This is a genomic window from Pseudoalteromonas luteoviolacea, assembly GCF_001696455.1.
GTDB lineage: Bacteria > Pseudomonadota > Gammaproteobacteria > Enterobacterales > Alteromonadaceae > Pseudoalteromonas > Pseudoalteromonas luteoviolacea_C.
Genome location: NZ_MAUJ01000010.1, coordinates 14270 through 32273 on the forward strand (window position 1 = coordinate 14270; position 18004 = coordinate 32273).

Annotated in this window: 19 protein-coding genes and 1 tRNA gene; 10 read left to right on the forward strand and 10 right to left on the reverse strand. The window is 43.6% G+C overall.

Annotated features, from left to right (window positions below):
* Positions 1–2: 2 nt before the first annotated feature.
* The 4 genes from rplK to A7985_RS21425 all read right to left on the reverse strand — a co-directional run bounded on the left by rplK (position 3) and on the right by A7985_RS21425 (position 1761).
* Positions 3–431, reverse strand: coding sequence for a 50S ribosomal protein L11 (rplK, locus tag A7985_RS21410; RefSeq protein WP_010387320.1), 429 nt, complete (start codon positions 429–431; stop codon positions 3–5).
* Between the two features lie 186 nt (positions 432–617).
* A complete protein-coding gene (gene nusG / locus A7985_RS21415; RefSeq protein WP_065792490.1) occupies positions 618–1175 on the reverse strand; it encodes a transcription termination/antitermination protein NusG in 558 nt (185 codons plus the stop codon).
* Positions 1176–1179: 4 nt separating this feature from the next.
* Complete coding sequence (gene secE, locus A7985_RS21420) at positions 1180–1557, reverse strand: preprotein translocase subunit SecE (protein WP_023400589.1); 378 nt, start codon at positions 1555–1557, stop codon at positions 1180–1182.
* A 127-nt stretch (positions 1558–1684) separates the two neighbouring features.
* A tRNA-Trp gene (locus A7985_RS21425) sits at positions 1685–1761 on the reverse strand.
* 416 nt (positions 1762–2177) lie between these two features.
* On the opposite strand from A7985_RS21425, the gene A7985_RS21430 reads away from it, so the two are divergent.
* Entirely contained in the window at positions 2178–2975 is a 798-nt protein-coding gene (locus A7985_RS21430; RefSeq protein WP_065792491.1) for a hypothetical protein, read from the forward strand.
* Positions 2976–3018: 43 nt separating this feature from the next.
* On the opposite strand, the gene deoC is transcribed toward A7985_RS21430, so the two are convergent.
* Entirely contained in the window at positions 3019–3780 is a 762-nt protein-coding gene (gene deoC / locus A7985_RS21435) for a deoxyribose-phosphate aldolase (RefSeq protein ID WP_065792492.1), read from the reverse strand.
* 395 nt (positions 3781–4175) lie between these two features.
* On the opposite strand from deoC, the gene cysG reads away from it, so the two are divergent.
* The 7 genes from cysG to A7985_RS21470 all read left to right on the forward strand — a co-directional run bounded on the left by cysG (position 4176) and on the right by A7985_RS21470 (position 12307).
* Positions 4176–5597, forward strand: coding sequence for a siroheme synthase CysG (gene cysG / locus A7985_RS21440; RefSeq protein WP_065792493.1), 1422 nt, complete (start codon positions 4176–4178; stop codon positions 5595–5597).
* Positions 5598–5632: 35 nt separating this feature from the next.
* Entirely contained in the window at positions 5633–6532 is a 900-nt protein-coding gene (gene cysD, locus A7985_RS21445; RefSeq protein ID WP_065792494.1) for a sulfate adenylyltransferase subunit CysD, read from the forward strand.
* Positions 6532–7947 carry a sulfate adenylyltransferase subunit CysN gene (gene cysN / locus A7985_RS21450; protein ID WP_065792495.1) on the forward strand — a complete coding sequence of 472 codons (1416 nt, stop codon included), beginning with the start codon at positions 6532–6534 and terminating at the stop codon, positions 7945–7947. Before cysD ends, cysN begins: the two co-directional genes overlap by 1 nt.
* Before the next feature lie 64 nt (positions 7948–8011).
* Positions 8012–9706 carry an SLC13 family permease gene (locus A7985_RS21455; RefSeq protein ID WP_065792580.1) on the forward strand — a complete coding sequence of 565 codons (1695 nt, stop codon included), beginning with the start codon at positions 8012–8014 and terminating at the stop codon, positions 9704–9706.
* Positions 9707–9717: 11 nt separating this feature from the next.
* Positions 9718–10314, forward strand: a complete 597-nt coding sequence (gene cysC, locus A7985_RS21460; RefSeq protein ID WP_065792496.1) for an adenylyl-sulfate kinase — start codon at positions 9718–9720, stop codon at positions 10312–10314.
* Between the two features lie 12 nt (positions 10315–10326).
* On the forward strand, positions 10327–11097 hold the full coding sequence (cysQ, locus tag A7985_RS21465; RefSeq protein ID WP_065792497.1) for a 3'(2'),5'-bisphosphate nucleotidase CysQ: 771 nt from the start codon (positions 10327–10329) through the stop codon (positions 11095–11097).
* A gap of 190 nt (positions 11098–11287) precedes the next feature.
* Positions 11288–12307 carry a phospholipase A gene (locus A7985_RS21470; RefSeq protein WP_065792498.1) on the forward strand — a complete coding sequence of 340 codons (1020 nt, stop codon included), beginning with the start codon at positions 11288–11290 and terminating at the stop codon, positions 12305–12307.
* A 47-nt stretch (positions 12308–12354) separates the two neighbouring features.
* Here the strand turns inward: A7985_RS21470 and A7985_RS21475 are convergent, their stop codons facing one another.
* Positions 12355–13251: a bifunctional GNAT family N-acetyltransferase/hotdog fold thioesterase gene (locus A7985_RS21475; protein WP_065792499.1), complete on the reverse strand. Its 897-nt coding sequence runs from the start codon at positions 13249–13251 to the stop codon at positions 12355–12357.
* 164 nt (positions 13252–13415) lie between these two features.
* Here A7985_RS21475 and A7985_RS21480 point away from each other — a divergent pair, with 164 nt between their 5' ends.
* Entirely contained in the window at positions 13416–14111 is a 696-nt protein-coding gene (locus A7985_RS21480; RefSeq protein WP_065792500.1) for a spermidine synthase, read from the forward strand.
* Here the strand turns inward: A7985_RS21480 and dtd are convergent.
* From dtd to A7985_RS21495, 3 genes are read right to left on the reverse strand one after another with little or no spacing between them, the layout of a single operon-like run.
* On the reverse strand, positions 14108–14545 hold the full coding sequence (dtd, locus tag A7985_RS21485; protein WP_065792501.1) for a D-aminoacyl-tRNA deacylase: 438 nt from the start codon (positions 14543–14545) through the stop codon (positions 14108–14110). The genes A7985_RS21480 and dtd overlap by 4 nt on opposite strands.
* A 1-nt stretch (position 14546) precedes the next feature.
* Positions 14547–15497 carry an alpha/beta fold hydrolase gene (locus A7985_RS21490; protein ID WP_065792502.1) on the reverse strand — a complete coding sequence of 317 codons (951 nt, stop codon included), beginning with the start codon at positions 15495–15497 and terminating at the stop codon, positions 14547–14549.
* 8 nt (positions 15498–15505) lie between these two features.
* The gene (locus A7985_RS21495; protein WP_065792503.1) at positions 15506–16378 is read right to left on the reverse strand and encodes a virulence factor BrkB family protein; all 873 of its coding nucleotides are present in this window, start codon (positions 16376–16378) and stop codon (positions 15506–15508) included.
* Positions 16379–16464: 86 nt separating this feature from the next.
* Here A7985_RS21495 and A7985_RS21500 point away from each other — a divergent pair, with 86 nt between their 5' ends.
* Positions 16465–17127, forward strand: coding sequence for a DUF2959 domain-containing protein (locus tag A7985_RS21500; RefSeq protein WP_065792504.1), 663 nt, complete (start codon positions 16465–16467; stop codon positions 17125–17127).
* Positions 17128–17153: 26 nt separating this feature from the next.
* Here A7985_RS21500 and A7985_RS21505 read toward each other — a convergent pair whose 3' ends face one another.
* Positions 17154–17975 carry an arylamine N-acetyltransferase family protein gene (locus tag A7985_RS21505; protein WP_065792505.1) on the reverse strand — a complete coding sequence of 274 codons (822 nt, stop codon included), beginning with the start codon at positions 17973–17975 and terminating at the stop codon, positions 17154–17156.
* Positions 17976–18004: the final 29 nt, after the last annotated feature.

The following is an 18004-nucleotide window of genomic DNA, read 5'->3' on the forward strand; positions in this document are numbered from 1 at the left end:
AATTACCCCTCTACGTTCAAGCCCATTGCACGTGCAGAACCTGCGATCGTGCGTACAGCTGCGTCCATATCAGCAGCAGTAAGATCTGGACGTTTAGTCTCAACAATCTCTTCTAGTTGAGCACGTGTTACAGTACCAACTTTTTCAGTGTTAGGACGGCCAGAACCAGACTTGATACCAGCAGCTTTCTTAAGTAGGTAAGAAGCTGGCGGAGTTTTCATGTCGAAAGTGAATGAACGGTCGTTGTAAACAGAAATGATTACAGGAACCGGTGCACCTTTTTCGATAGACTCTGTACGTGCGTTGAACGCTTTACAGAATTCCATGATGTTTACACCGTGTTGACCTAGTGCAGGACCTACTGGAGGACTAGGGTTAGCCATACCAGCAGCAACTTGTAGCTTGATTAGAGCTTCAACTTTTTTAGCCATGTTAAATAACCTCGTTAGATGGGTCTTAGCCTTGTGCGCGCGAGGACGCGTACTCAAACGGCTTCCCGATTAAAAAATTCTTACTTTTCGCGGTAGTATTTCACTACCTACAAAAAGGCCGCTGATTATAGTTTAATCAGCGGCCTTTTTCAATTTTTTTTTGCAATTGTACAAAATTACTGCAAATTAAGTATCTTGCTCAACTTGACCGAACTCAAGATCAACCGGAGTTGAACGACCAAAGATAAGTACAGATACTTTTAAGCGGCTCTTTTCATAATCCACTTCTTCAACAACACCGTTGAAATCTGCAAATGGACCATCAATAACGCGAACCACTTCACCCGGCTCAAATAGAGTAGCTGGCTTAGGTGCTTCAGCATTCTCTTGTAGACGGTTAAGAATACGATCAGCTTCACGCTGACTAATAGGTGCTGGACGATCAGAAGTACCGCCAACAAAGCCCATAACACGTGGTGTGCTATTCACCAAATGCCAAGATGCATCATTCATCACCATTTGAACAAGCACATAACCTGGGAAGAATTTACGCTCAGATTTACGCTTTTGACCAGCGCGCATCTCTACAACTTCTTCTGTAGGTACTAGTACTTCACCGAAGTCTTCTTCTAAGCCTTCAATTTTAATATGCTCGATAATAGTTTGAGCAACGCGCTTTTCAAAACCAGAAAACGCTTGAATTACGTACCAACGTAATTTCTTTTCTTTGTTCTCATCCGACATGGGATCAGATCTCCAATCCAGTTAAAAAGCCAACAGCACGGAATAGCAAGCCATCTAATCCCCAAAGGATAAGTGCCATCACTACTGTTGCTGCCATCACGATAATTGTAGTATGCGTTGCTTCTTGACGCGTAGGCCAGACAACTTTACGAACCTCAATACGAGACTCTTTTGCAAAAGCAATAAAAGTACGTCCTTTTTCGGTTGTTGCGGCAATACCTAAAGCGGCACCCACTGCAACCACAACGCCTACAGCGCGTACCAGTGCAGACATATCTGCATACATGTAGTTACCAACTACTGCGCCAGTGAGTAGTACAACTGCAACTAGCCATTTTACCGTGTCCATCGAGCTAGACGGGTTTTCAACATTAGTGCTCATAATTGTTTTACCTTAAATACAGACACAACAACCCTGTCACTGACAGGGTTAATCCATTAAATCCAAATTTATAAATAAGCGACAAGAAAACACACATTATTTTAGATTTGGACTAAAAAGTTTTGAGTGGCAGGGGCGGCAGGACTCGAACCCGCAACCATCGGTTTTGGAGACCGCTGTTCTACCAATTGGAACTACGCCCCTGCAAAGTGGATGCCCATTATACTGACGAACAAACTGAAAACAAGTGTAAAAGTTATACATCGCATTATTTTCCCAGCTTTTATTGTCTCGACAGAAATAGACACGCTCTATCGCGTCTCTTAGAAAGCGTATTTGTCGCCAGTATTTTGCTCAATAACAAGCATTTATTATTGCATAACCGCTTAAAAAAGATACACTTCAATCAACTATGAAGGTCTCAATGCTTACACCCAAATATACCCACATAGCGCAGTAACACTTTGAGCAGCACCGTGCTAGCCGGCTTGCTTTGTCCCCTTAATACTGAGCATATATTTTGGGCTAAAGTATGAAACTTCAAGTTAACCTTTAAAATTTTCACCGCTATTGCGAATAGCCCTCACACGGGATAAATAAAAACAATCAAGGGAGTTTGAATGATTCAAAGGTATATTTTGGCACTCACCGCCACTCTTATTGTTGGTTGTGACAGTAAAGACTCGGACAAGGTTGAAGATCTGTCGACCACCTCGTTATCACAAGAGAGTTTTATCATCTCTCAATTTTATACTAATAGAAATAACTATCAGCCATATCTTCAAGCGACTATTGAAGGCACCGTAACGTTGGAAGATAAAGACGGAAAGTTAATCAAGTTGACGGGCGCGGATAGCTTAAAGCTCGTAACCACGAGCGGTGAAACCTATCGATTTTCAAATAAACAGTACGCAAATTTAGGTGCAACACCTGAACACTGCTGCGTTATCTCAGCGGTGCTAAAAGACCCTTCGACAGCACAAGATAACTTTGAAGTTACATTATCTAGAAATGAGTCTGTCACGTCATTTGGCGCTGTAACTTTGCCTCAATTGGTCGAGTTTATTTATCCAAGTAACGACCAGGATCTAGAAGCCATCACGTTAGATAGTGATGAACTAACACTGAGCTGGCAACCCCAAACCGACAGCGATTTAAAAAATATAGAACTCTCTATTCAAACACCAGAACAGCATAGAACTTGTCCAGCAAAAATTCATCAGCGCTGGTTTAAGTCGACACAAAATGGGGAAAAGCAGCACCCCGAGGATAGACACTACTCTGAGCTCAATCACCAGCTTACTGTAGACCTGACCAAGCTTGCTGAGTGCGAAAAGCCTTGGCGGGTATACGTTGCATTCAACTATTTCAACGGCCAGATTGGACAGCAAATCCTTGACTTTACAACGCCCCTTTAGCAGGGATTTAGAGGAGTAGTATTCGCTACTCCCTCACTGACAATCAAGACGCTTCTGCCAATATAGCTTTTATATCCGCAAGTAAGCTTGATGCACCAAATCTAAAATGTCCGGCATTAACCCATGATGCCCCCATTATGCTTTCAGCAGCATTAATATAAGGTAATGTTTCAGCTACCGTCTTTACCCCCCCCGCCGCTTTGAAACCAACTGGCTTATTGTTCGCCTTTATACGAGAAAGCATAATTTCTGCTGCCTGCAAAGTGGCATTCACTGGCACTTTGCCTGTGCTTGTTTTAATAAAGTCGGCGCCGGCCAATATGGCAATGTCACTCGCTTGCGCAATCACGTCCGGCTCACTCAATACCCCGCTCTCTATAATGACTTTAAGGTGCACTTTGTCACCACACACATCTTTACTAGAACGAACATATTGCCAAGGCGTATCAGGGTCACCCATCATTACTTGGCTATATGGCATCACTAAATCAATTTCGTCGGCACCATCAGTGATCGCTTGTCGCGTCTGCTCAAGCACAGCCTCGAGCGGCTCTTTGCCTGACGGAAAGTTCGTGACAGTCGCAACTTTTACACTGTCAAAGCCTCGTTGTTGTAACTGAGCTTTACATAGCGCAACAAACTGCGGGTACACACATATTGCCGCGGGCAGCCCAGCTTCTGCGTCAATTTCGTCTAACATCGCAATAATGCTTTCGTTTGTATCATGCTCATTCAACGACGTTAGATCCATCAATTCAAGCGCGCGTTTTGCCTTTTCGTGCAAATTCACTCGTGTTGAACTCATTACATCTCCTTAACGCTTTGTGCAGCTTATGACAGGCCACATAGCGCTCTCAATTTTCCTGTTATGTTCCATAGCCAGTAAAATGCATTCAACGCTCACCCTACAGGACATTTGTCCGCACTCTGAATTCTTTCGACACCGAACCAGTAAGCCAGCCCGTATTCTGCTTTCAATTATATCTCATAACCAATCGCTATAAGTTGCTAATATCGATACATTTTGCGCTCTATCCCTTGAATTATAAGCCTTAAACCAAAATCAAAGTTGGTATATAACTTTTTGTTATATATTTTGGGTTAATATTATTTTTTAGTCTTTCCACGTCAATATATTCTGCATTTCAGTAAGTCAGATATGTTGATTTAAACCAAGGTTATGCATTAGGGGCAAAGGCTGTGCAATATTTACCAATATTTACAAAACTAGACGACAAACCAGTACTTGTTGTAGGTGGTGGCGATGTGGCGTTGAGAAAATGCCAAGCGTTTTTGAAAGCACGCGCCCATGTTACTGTCGTGGCCCCTGAGTTTTGCAATGAGCTTGTATCATTGGCAAACGAAGGTAAAGTCAACCTGATCAAAGAGTATTTTGATACCCACCATGTATTGGGCATGATGTTAATCATTGCAGCAACCGACAACGAAGCTGTTAATAAGGCTGTGTTCGACGCCGCAAACAACCAAAATATATTTGTCAATGTCGTCGACGATCAACCCAAATGTGGATTTATCTTTCCTTCTATTGTGGATAGGGACCCTATCACGATTGCGATCTCAAGCGCTGGCACAGCGCCTGTTTTAGCACGTCGCATCCGCGAAAAATTAGAAACCCTGATCCCGCATCATACTGGTGCACTTGCGCGCTTGGCTGGTAACTTTAGAGATCAAGTAAAAGCACGCTTTAAAAGCTTTTCAGAACGTCGTCAATTTTGGGAGCGCGTATTTGATTCAAGCGTGGTAAGTAAAGTACAGGTAGGCGACCAAATTGGTGCCGAACAACAAATGCATGACTTACTAGCAGAAGAAACGCAGCCACAAGGCGAGGTTTATATCGTTGGTGCAGGCCCAGGTGACCCAGAACTACTGACAATTAAGGCACTACAGCTAATGCAACAAGCGGATGTCGTGGTATATGACTACTTAGTGTCGGATGAGATTATGGATCTTGTAAGACGCGATGCAGATTTGGTGTGTGTAGGTAAAAAAGCAGGCCACCATAGCGTGAAGCAAGAAGACACCAATCAAATGTTGGTAGATTTTGCGAAACAGGGTAAGAAAGTTTGCCGAATAAAAGGCGGTGACCCATTTATTTATGGTCGCGGTGGTGAAGAAGTACAAATACTGGCAAACCACGATGTGAAATATCAAATTGTGCCGGGTATTACAGCTGCAGCTGGCTGCAGTGCGTACGCTGGCATACCACTGACACACAGAGATCACGCGCAGGCAATTCAATTCGTCACTGGCCATTGTAAAAAAGAAGGCCAAGAACTTGATTGGCGTGGCCTAGCACAATCAAACCAAACACTTGCGATTTATATGGGTGTTATCAAATCTCCACATATTCAGGCAAAGCTGCTTGAACATGGCAGAGCACCAGAAACCCCCATCGCAATCGTTGAAAATGGCACTCGAAAATCACAACGCGTGGTAAGAGGCACACTCAGTGAACTCGCAGCAAAGATTGAGCAACATCAAATCAAATCTCCAGCGCTTTTAATCATTGGAGAAGTTGCGGCACTACATGAAGAACTAGCATGGTTTGGGCAAAGCGAGCAAATCAGTAGCTTTGCTCAGCCTATAACCAAAGTAGCTTAACCGTTTTAATTTAATTAACAGTAGGACGACGAACAATGGCTTTAACCCACCTTCAGCAACTTGAAGCTGAAAGTATAAAGATTATTCGCGAAGTCGCTGCAGAGTTTGACAATCCAGTGATGCTTTACTCAATTGGTAAAGACTCTTCAGTGTTACTTCACTTGGCGCGTAAAGCATTTTATCCAGCGAAAATCCCTTTCCCTCTACTTCACGTAGATACGGATTGGAAATTCCGTGAAATGATTGAATTTCGCGACCGCTTAGCGAAAGAGTATAACTTTGACCTGATTGTTCACAAGAACCCTGAAGGTATTGCAATGGGCGTAGGCCCATTTACACACGGTTCAGCCAAGCACACTGACGTCATGAAAACACAAGGCTTAAAGCAAGCATTGGACAAATATGGCTTTGATGCTGCGTTTGGCGGTGCACGTCGAGACGAAGAAAAATCTCGAGCCAAAGAGCGCGTTTACTCTTTCCGTGACAAGCACCACCGTTGGGATCCTAAAAACCAACGTCCTGAATTGTGGAATACCTATAACAGCCAAGTAAATCCTGGTGAAAGTATCCGCGTGTTCCCTCTTTCAAACTGGACTGAGTTGGATATCTGGCAATATATCTACCAAGAAAATATTGAAATTGTGCCACTTTACTTGTCAGAAAAACGCCCTGTGGTTGAACGTGATGGCACGTTGATCATGGTAGATGACGAGCGTATGCCGCTAAAAGAAGGCGAAGTACCTGAAATGAAGTCAGTGCGCTTCCGTACTCTGGGTTGTTACCCGCTCACTGGTGCCGTTGAATCAGAAGCAAACACGCTGACAGGTATCATTGAAGAAATGTTGCTATCCACATCATCAGAACGTGAAGGTCGTGTGATTGACCACGATTCATCAGGCTCGATGGAGAAGAAAAAACGCGAGGGGTATTTCTAATGTCTACAGCAAATGAAGTAAGAGAGTTAGGTATTGAAGCATACCTGTCTCGCCAACAAGATAAGAGCCTATTGCGCATGATGACGTGTGGCAGTGTTGACGATGGTAAATCGACTTTGATTGGTCGCTTACTACACGACAGCCACCAAATTTATGAAGATCAATTAGCGGCATTACACAAAGACAACGAAAAAGTGGGTAATGCTGGTGAAGAACTAGACCTTGCGCTATTAGTTGATGGTTTACAAGCAGAGCGTGAACAAGGCATCACCATTGACGTTGCATACCGCTATTTCTCTACGGCAAAACGTAAGTTCATTATCGCGGATACACCAGGACATGAGCAATATACACGCAACATGGTTACGGGTGCTTCAACCAGCGATCTTGCGATTATCCTAGTTGATGCACGTTATGGTGTACAGATTCAAACTAAGCGTCACAGCTTTATTTGTGACTCTCTCGGAATCAAACAATTCGTTGTTGCAATCAATAAAATGGATATTGTCGACTTTGATGAAGCCGTATTCGAAAAGATCAAAGCTGACTACTTGAAATTCGCTGAACAGCTCAATGTATCAGACATCAAATTTGTACCTATGTCCGCATTGAAGGGCGATAACGTTGTAACACGCTCTGAACATACGCCATATTACACCGACAAGCCACTATTAGAGCTATTAGAAGACTCTCCAGCGGCTGAAGCGAACCACAGCTTTGAAGCGCGTTTCCCGGTACAGTATGTCGTACGTCCTAATCTTGATTTTAGAGGCTTCCAAGGCACTTTAACTTCTGGTTCACTCACTACGGGTCAAGCAGTTAAAGTATTACCTTCAGGTAAGCAGTCAACAATCAAAGAACTAGTCACCTTTGATGGTAACTTAGAACAAGCACAAACCGGTCAAGCGTTTACGATTACTCTGGCTGATGAAATCGACGTTAGCCGCGGCGATGTTATTGTGCCAGCTGAATCAACAGCCGCTGTGACTAACCTCATTCAGGCGAAGTTAGTTTGGATGCACGAAGAACCGCTTGTGCTAGGCAAGAACTACAACTTCAAGTTAGGCAGCAAGAATACCTCAGCGATTGTTCGCAAAATCGACCACACAATCGACGTGAACACACTTGAGAAAGGCCAAGCAGAGCAGCTTCAACTAAACGAAATTGCGATTGTTACGCTTGAGCTAACTGAAAGTATTGTGGCTGATATCTATCGCAACAACCACGAAACAGGTTCCTTCATCCTTATTGACCGTATCAGTAATCTGACTATCGGTGCTGGCATGATTGAAGCTTTGCTTGCAGAAGAGTCTGTGAAGCCGAGCGAGTTCAGCGCGTTTGAACTTGAGTTTAACGCCCTAGTACGTAAGCACTTCCCACATTGGCAAGCGCTTGATATTAGCAAGCTGAAATAGTCGCATTGATGCCTGTTATAAGGAGAAAAACGTGCTAGTTGATCAAATCATCTTAACAGGCATTATGCTCGCTCTAGTCGTGTGCTTATTTGGTACACGACTCAATCCCGCTTGGTTATTTGTCAGCGCAATTGGCATCAGCTATTTGACTGGTTTAATCGAGTTGGAGTCTATGTTGGTTAATTATGCCAACCCCTCGTTAATTACTTTGGTACTTTTGATCATCGTCTCTATTGCCATTGAAAAAACGACCTTAGTACAAAAACTCGCCAGCACATTGGCCAGTGGCAGCCTGTCTAAATCAGTTATGAAACTGGGGTTGTCCACTGCTTTGTTATCATCCTTTACTAACAACACTGCCGTTGTCGCTTCGTTGATAAGTACGATTAAAGAAAGCCAAACACATTCCCCTTCTAAACTGCTTTTGCCTCTTTCTTACACCGCTATTTTGGGTGGTACATTAACACTGATAGGCACATCAACTAATTTAATCGTTAACGGCTTTGCCGTTGACGCGGGTATGGCACCACTGGGTTTCTTTGATTTTACACTTGTCGGCATCGGTGCTTTATTTGTCGGCTTAATCACGATTCTACTCCTTCTTAAGTTTCTCCCAGATCACGGCACAGAAACCGAAGAAGTTGTGCCTTTTTACTTAGAGGGAAAGGTGGGAATAGGCTCAAAGCTCATTGGGCGTACGGTGGAAGAAAACGGCTTACGTGATTTAAAAGACCTATTTTTAGCAGAGATAATGCGTGGTGAAAGACGTATCAGTGCCGTGACGCCGCAACAAGAGATCCGTCAGGGCGATGTATTACTGTTTGTCGGCGACATTAAATCAGTGCCTTTATTAAGGCAGTTCGATGGCCTTCAAGTCGTGCATGATAAACACGAAAAAGATGCTGAACACTTAGTTGAAGTCGTTGTCAGTCAATCATCTAAATTTCTTGGTAAAACAATCAAAGAAATTCGCTTCAGAGAGCAGTTCCATGCCGCGGTCATCGCTATCCGACGCGGCCACGATCGCCTCCAAGGCGGTTTAGGTAAAGTACAGTTGCAAGCGGGTGATTCATTAATTCTTGCGCCAAGTAGTGATTTTTACGAGCTGCCAGATTTAAAGCGCGAATTTGTATATATTTCAGGTTTAGATTTACAGACACATTTAAACCAAAAGCAATCGAATCAGGTTTTACTGGGCTTTGCTGCAGTTATTGGACTGGGCATATTTGATATTGTCCCTCTCGTGAAAGGTTTAATGGTTTTACTCTTGGCCTTGGTGGCTATGGGCACAATTAAAGTCAGTGAAATGAAACGCCGATTTCCAATCGAGTTGCTAGCCATTGTAGGCAGTGCGATTGGGTTGGCAAAACTAATGATAGATACAGGCCTCGCCAGCAAAATATCAGATGCGCTTTTTTTGTTGTTAGGTGACTTTGGCCCCTATGGCGCATTTATCGCCATATTTGTGATGACGGTGGTATTTACTGAACTCATTACCAATAATGCAGCTGCCGCATTGTCATTTCCAGTCGCCTATGCGTTGGCAGTAGGATTTGGTGTCGACCCACTACCTTTTATTATGGCGGTAGCATTTGGTGCTTCGGCCAGCTTTATTTCGCCCTTTGGCTATCAAACAAACTTGATGGTATATAGTGCCGGAAACTATCGTATTAGAGATTACGTAACGATCGGGGTACCGCTCTCAATAATCTATTCCATCACGGTTTTAACCTTGATCCCAATGGTCTTTCCCTTTTAATGGACAGCTTCATGGATAAAAATATTGTTTGGCATAACTATGCCGTAGAAAAAGCACACCGTGGCGAGCTTAAAGGCCACAAGCCTGTTATTTTGTGGTTCACTGGCTTTTCAGGTTCAGGAAAAAGTACAGTTGCAAATGCACTAGAAAGTGCGCTACATCAAAGTGGCGTACATACATATCTCCTAGATGGTGATAATGTAAGACACGGCTTATGCAAAGATCTGAGCTTCAGCGATGCCGATCGCGTTGAGAATATTCGTCGCGTTGGTGAACTGAGCAAATTAATGGTTGATGCCGGGCTAGTTGTACTGACGGCTTTTATTTCGCCATTTCAAGCAGAGCGCGATATGGTGCGTAATCTGGTTGGCGAAGGTGAGTTTATAGAAGTATTTTTAGATACGCCACTAGACGTTTGTGAGCAGCGAGACCCCAAAGGTCTGTATAAAAAAGCACGCGCTGGAGAAATTAAGAACTTCACAGGTATCGACTCAGACTATCAGCCGCCGCTCTCTCCAGAGGTGAGAATAAATACGGGTGATAACTCACTAGAAGAGTCCGTACAACAACTCATTGAATATTTAAAAAATAAAAAAGTCATACAGTAATAAGGAATAGCAATGAACGATACAGATCTGCTAGAAGAGCTTGTCGCACTTTCACGACTTGCAGGCGAAGAAATTATGCAAATTTACGCCAAAGATTTTGCGGTCGATTACAAAAGTGATGATAGCCCAGTAACAGACGCAGATCTTGCAGCAAACCGTGTTATCACAGCAGGTTTGCAACGTCTCACACCAAACATTCCTATACTCAGCGAAGAAAGTGCCGATATCAGTTGGCAGGAGCGACAAACTTGGCAGCGTTATTGGCTCGTTGACCCCATTGATGGCACCAAGGAGTTTATTAAAAAGAATGGCGAGTTTACGGTTAATATTGCCTTAATTGAAAATGGCACTCCGACAATGGGGGTGGTTTATGCGCCTGCTTTAAATACTTGCTACCTTGCGGCGAAAGCCATTGGTGCGTTCAGAGAGTGTGATGAAGCGCGCATTGAACTCAAAGTCACTCGTAAAAACAAGCAAGGTAAAATTAAAGTTGTCGGCTCTCGCTCTCATCCATCTCCTGAATTGGCGGACTATTTAGCCCAATTTGATGATGTTGAAATGGTGCCTAAAGGCAGTTCACTAAAATTGTGCCTCGTTGCTGAAGGGGAAGCTGATATTTACCCCCGCCTTGGACCGACAAGTGAATGGGATACTGGCGCAGGGCATGCAGTGGCTGAAATTGCAGGTGCGACGGTTACGCAGCATGATGGTTCCCCCCTAAAATACAACCAAAAAGAATCTTACTTAAATCCATACTTCATCGTATCTAGATTAGACAATTAGTTTGCTATCGCATCACGCTGAGCTGCGGCGTGATGCCCTTCACGATTGCGCTTACTAGCATTTATCCCGTTTATACTAGGATTTTAAGCTACTTGCTTATAATATAGCGCTCAATTCGACATGCTATAAATCGCAAACCGTCAGCCGCTTATACATGCTCACAAATACAGCTTAAAAATTGGAAAGTAATATGGACTTTAAACTGCTCTCTATGGCCGCTCTGATCATGCTTCCGACACAGCAAGCCATCGCCAAAAAAGCTTCTGCGGATGAAATAGAAGCCCTCAACCAATGTATTCTTAGCCAGGCTATGTCTGGAGACGAAAATAGGACGATGAAAGAGGTGCGTCAGTATTGTGAGCAACAGATTGGGGGATTAAGTCAGCTTGATAAACGTATCGCCAGAGAGCGTGTGACGGAAGAAAATCGCAATGTATTAACACCGCATCATCGTAATTATATTTTACCAGTTTCCTATATTAAAAACCCAAACAACCGTCCTTTTGACCGCTTCATGGAAAAAGGTGAGCAGCAAGGTGAACCGCTGGATAATGTCGAAGCAAAATACCAAATCTCCCTGAAATTACCGCTTTACCATGATTTTGAAGACAAAGATCAAGCCATTTATATGGGCGTAACTTTGCAGTCTTACTGGCAGGTTTACAACAAAGATATTTCTTCACCATTTCGTGAAACCAATTACGAACCAGAAATCTTTTGGATTAACTTCCTAGACGATGAAAACGTACTGTGGGGAGACGAGATGGCGTTTGTACTCGGGATCTCCCATCAGTCCAATGGGCGCAGCCAACCTAACTCGCGTTCTTGGAATCGTATCTATGCGAACTTTATTTGGGAATACGATGGCTTCGTTTTTAGCTTTAAACCTTGGTATCGGCTTCCTGAAGACGATAAGCCTGATGAAACGTCCGCCAAAGGCGATGACAATCCAGATATCCATAAGTATATGGGCTATTTCGAGCTCAGTGGTGCGTACCGTTTTAGCAATGATCACGAAGTGGGCATGATGCTGAGAAATAATGCTGGAGGCGATAATCGCGGTGCGGTTCAATTAGATTGGTCTTTTCCTATCACCGGACGGGTGAGAGGCTACGCACAGTACTTTAATGGGTATGGTGAGAGTTTGATTGACTACAATGCGCACATTCAAAGGCTAGGGATCGGCATTGCCATTACAGATCTACTTTAAGGCCTAACGAGCGACCAAGCCTTTAATTTGCTTGGTCGCCATAAGACTTACTTGGCTATAACAACAAATTCTCCGCAGAATTTTGCCACTAACACATCACCATCGTAAACATTAACAGGCACTGTGTATCTTGCTTTGCCCGCGCTTTCCAATTCGGCAAGCTCGCCTTCACATTCCGACAAGGTGACCGTTGCACCTGGCGCCGTAGTCAATGGTTTAAGGTATTTAATATTGGCATCAGCCAACACAATATCCCCTTCTAAGTTATGCTCTTTGAGCGCTAGATAAGTTGCGCCCCAACCAGTTAACGTTGCCATGCTATACACAGAACCAGCAAACATCGAGTTATGTAAATTTAGGTTCGCTTTCAGATCAGCTTTGGTTGCAAATTGCCAATCGGTATAACTCTCAACCTTGATCCCCATCGCATCACTAATGGGAATTGACTCGCGCCATGTATCTTGTAGGACTTGTGTCCAATCAGGATGGCGAAACCAGCCCGGCTCAGATGGCTTCTGCTTAACCATCTTCCAGTGTTGGACATCACCATATGCAAGGTGTGCTTTTTCCAGCACTTGATACCCGTGGCGCTCATAAAACGCCAATGCTCGCTCTCTGGCGAAAAGCACTAACTCTTGTGCATCTTGGGTCCACGCTATTTTTTCTAACTCGTGTAACAAACGGCTGCCAAGATGTTGACCTCGGTGTGATTCATCAACGGCCATGTAGCGAACTTGGGCTTGCAAGTGGTTATTGAAATGCAATCTAGCTACCGCCAACACCTCGCCATCATTATTTTTTATATATCGATGTTCAGACTCTTGTTCTAAGTCATCCTGTTCAGAGCCTCTTGGTTGGTGCCAAGGCGCACGAAGTACCTGCCAACGCAATTGATAATAATCCTGCCAATCCTGACTACTTTGAGGTGAAGTTACTGGAAACATATTTACTCCTTTTTGAGCACACCTATGCTAGTGCCAATTTTTGCTTTCTACCTTACAAGAAAAACTCTGAACAGGAAATGCTCAGGGTAAAATCATCGACTAAATGTGTAAAATCATCTAAACACAGTGGAATTACCTCAATCCTTAGCTATGCTGATGTAACTATGCAGGAATTTTTAACTGAATCAGGAACCGTCAGCAGCGATTTTGTAACCCAAAGCCACCAGCTAGGCCATTTGTTATATTGGCATAAGCATGGAAAAACGAGCATTCAAGTTCGACAAGAAAAAACGCTTCGTTGGCTACTAATAAACAACACGTTACAGTCGATCGTTGAACTGAACCACCCAGAACACTTGCTGTTTCCTCACTTGCAAGTGCTAGAGAGCTTATGGCAAAAATGCCCTCCTCCCCAGCGCGTATTGGAATTAGGATTGGGGGCAGGGGCTATTCGCGACTATTTACACAGTGTCCATGACAACTGCCAAGTTATTTCTGTCGATAACAACCCAGACATTATTCATTGCTACAAGCGCTACTTTGGCGGTGACCACATCAGCGAGGTTAACTGTAACGATGCCTACAAAGTTTTGGAATTAGAAAGTACGGTGCCATTCAATTGGATAATATTAGATTTGTTCAGTGAATTGGATGCACCACGATTTTTGTACCAGCATAAGTTTTATACCCTGTTGCGCAATACACTCACTGAACAGGGTATGCTATTCATTAATTTTATTGCCGAGCACGAATCTCAGCTTAAACAGCTAGAACATTTACTCATTATTAATTTCGGTAAAAAGCCACATATCCACAATGTACCTGGCTATTCAAATTACATTATCGTTATTGAGCGTTAAACCGATAGATTAAACGTGACAGGGCCGTCGTTACACAGGCTCACTTGCATATCTGCACCAAATTCCCCTGTTGCTACCGGTATACCCGCTTCTTTCGCTTTGGCCACAAAGTACTCATACAATGATAAAGCTTGCTGGGGTGTACCCGCAGAAGAAAAGCTTGGTCTCATGCCTTTTTTGGTATCTGCTGCGAGTGTAAATTGAGACACCACTAACAGCTCGCCCTGAATGTCCTTGAGGCTTAAGTTCATTTTGCCTGCGTCATCGGTAAAAATTCGGTAATTACTCACTTTGTGAAGTAATTTATCAGCGTGACTTTCATCGTCCTGCTTTTCGACTCCAAGTAATAACAAGATCCCTTGCGCAATTTCACCAACCACTTCACCACCAACTTCAACTTTCGCAAATTTAACCCTTTGAATGAGTCCCTGCACATCAACCTCTATTTTTATCTATTTTACACAGCAATAGGTCTGCTGCTCTTCGAATGGCCTCAGAATATACTTTATTTGTCGCACTGTGCCCAACCCCTTCTAAGATTAACAGTCGCGCTTGCACTTGTTCTGCAAACTTTTGGGCCGAAGCAAATCGACACACAAGATCCTGACGGCTGTGTATCATCCAAATAGGTAATTGCGCAATGCGCTGCGCGTTGTGGAGGAGCTGCTGCTCTTCGATAAAGCATCGCGCCGACATGTAGTGCACCATCAACTTTGCCTGTGTCACTAAATGACAACCGGATTGTAATTGATAACGTTGTAATTGGATTTCCACACTGAGTTGCTGATCCCAATCAAGCCAAAGTTGAGCCGCTTTATGCTGCAATAACTCGTCTTCACCAAACAACTGCTCTTTATAGATTTCTAAAACACGTTCATGGTGCATTTCACCGTGAGAGAAAATAGCAAAGCGCTCAGGATAAAACTGCGCACCAGCGCCCGTGGCACCATATAGCCATGCCAAGTCATCTTTGGCAGCAAAAAAACTAGCCCAGATGATCAACCCAATCACCCTTTCTGTGTGAAGTTGCGCGAACAACAATGCCAATGTTGCTCCCCACGAGCCTCCCGCTATCACACATTTAGGTAAATCTAGATAGTCCAGCAACGCCAGCATATCAGCGACTAAAAGATCGGTATTATTGTGCTCTAAAGAGTGGGGAGATGAATTTCCGCACCCTCGCTGACTAAATAGGATGATGCGATAACGAGCAGGATTAAAGTAAGTTTGTGTCAGCTTTTGCAAGCCGCCGCCCGGACCGCCATGACACACCAGAACAGGTACTCCTTCGGGGTTACCATACTCTTCGACATGTATCTGGTGACCATGGGAAACGGGTAAATGAAAGCTCCGCAGTACAGCACTTGGCTGATAAAGTAAGGTCATGACTTACCTCAATCTTGAGGTGTGTCAGTCTCCTTGTTATGGTTTTCTTCTAGGCAGGCAGTAAACTCTGCACCTAGTAACACCACTATCCACGATAAGTACACCCATACAAACAAAATTGGGATAGTCGCCAATGCGCCATAAATCACTTCGTAAGACGGGAAGTGGCTGATATACATAGCAAACCCCCGTTTTGTCAATTCAAATAGAAAAGCGGCAAACAACGCACCGGGTATCGCGGCTTGAAACGACACACGTGTATTTGGTACTAAAGTATAGAGCATAATAAAGCCCGCCATTGAAATTACATAAGGCAGTAATTTGAGTAGCAAGCCACTAAACCCTGGGATCCCTTGATCGGCAAAAGATACCAAAGAAACGATGTATGAAGTGACGCCTATACTGGCCCCTAATAACACTGGACCTAAAGTTAAAACCATCCAATAAATGGCGAACGAAATCATCAAGGGACGTTTACTTTCAACCCGCCAAATGCGATTAAGTGCACTGTCCACATTGCGAATGAGCAACAAGGCAACGGCGGCCAAAAAGCTGATCCCGACTGCTGTCATTTGATTTGCATTGCCGGCAAACGCGCTGATGTGCGATTTAATGGTATCGGTCGAGGTCGGTACAAAGTTGGTAAATATAAAGTTTTCTATTGCCAGTCGGGTGTTTTCAAACCCGGGAAAAGCGGTAAATATTGCAACACCTACCGCAATTAAGGGCACCAATGACAAAAGCGTCACATAGGCCAAATACCCAGCATTGATGGTCAGTTGATCTTCTTTGCAGCGCTCAAAAAAGCGTTTCCACCAGCTTGGCTGGGCTTCTAAGTATGTTCGCAATTGCGCTTTTATGGTTGGCCAATGTTGCTTCATGATGATTCAATGATAATGATTGCTTTGCACATATTACCAATCCGCTTCATAATTTAAAGTAGCCATTTAAAGTAAAGGGATAAAGTATGCCTCTAAAATATATACAAATAACCGTTTTGATTTTAGTTGCCTCTCTTCTGGGCGGCTGTAAAAGCGCGCAAAATGCCTATTATGCTGCGTGGGAGCAAGTGGGTGTACACAAACGGGATATCCTCGTTGACCGTGTAGAAGACACGCAAGCTTCTCAGCAAGCGTCTCAACAAGAGTTTCAAAGTGCACTTGAGAGACTCTCTGTATTAATTGACTTTGATGGTGGAGAATTACAAACCGTATACGAGCAATTAAACAGTGACTACGAAGCAAGTCAAAAATCGGCAGAAACGGTCACAGCCAACATCAATAAGGTTGAGTCTGTCGCAGAAGCTTTATTTGAAGAGTGGCAGAGCGAATTAGAGCAGTATTCTAACCCACAATTGAAGCGCAACAGCGAGAAGACTCTGCTGCAAACCCAACAACAATATAAAAAGTTAATCCGCTCGATGCGTAAAAGTGAAGCCAAGATGCAACCAGTCTTGGATTCAATGAAGGACAATGTCTTATACTTAAAGCATAACCTTAACGCTCGCGCTATTGCTGCGATCAAAGGCGAATTTACCAACCTCAAGCGTGATATCCAAAGTTTAATCACGGATATGAACCGCTCTATCGCTGATTCATCTAGCTTTATTGAACAATTGAATAAAAGCTAAAAAGTAGGAGCCAACTGAGCGAAAGCTTAGTTGGCTTGTTGTTGCCGAGTCAGTACCTTATCAAAAACCCAGCTCACTTCATTCATCGTTGGTTCTAAGTAAAATACGTGATTGAGTAACTCAAGTAACTGCTCCACATGCTCAATCGAAACTTCGCTTTGCTCACCTGTCAGCTCATTGAAATGCACATAGGTAAGATTACGCAGTACAGAGCGCTCATGTTCTGAAATCCTAGACACCACGAGATTGTTTACAAAACTCGCATCAGGGTGCTGATGACTATAAAAGTGACCCACATCACAATCACTTTCATAGGTATCGAGCAAGTCAACTTGATACAACGTAACCTGCTCCGGCTGCAATAATGAAACCGTGACACTATTCACAGTTCTTTCCACTTGGTATAGGTTTATGCCTTCTCGAAACTGGGCTGTACTGTCAATCGGAATAGGCACGCGTGGTGTTTTGACACCAAAGCCAACATCAACCAAATACTCAGCCCCCTTATACTTCAAATGTGTTAATCGGTGTGTTCGAGGGTTAGTTGTGGTGCCGTTTAAAAGCACTCGACCAAGCAATGGAGATACGTCAAAGCCCAATGCTTGCAACGCTAACATGGCAATTTTGTTATGTTCAAAACAGTAACCACCTTGCTGCTGTGTTATCAATCGCTCGAATAAGTCTTCATTATTGACACTGAGTAATTTGTTTTGCATGGCATTGAAGCTGCTAAAGCTAAACCGTTTAAGATGCGCTTGCACAATCTGACTAACAAGCGCTAAATCCATAGAAGCAGAATTCTCAATATTTAATTTTGATAAATAAGTGGCTAATTGCGTTTGGTTCATGTCATTCCTCTACGTATCTCGGTTGATTC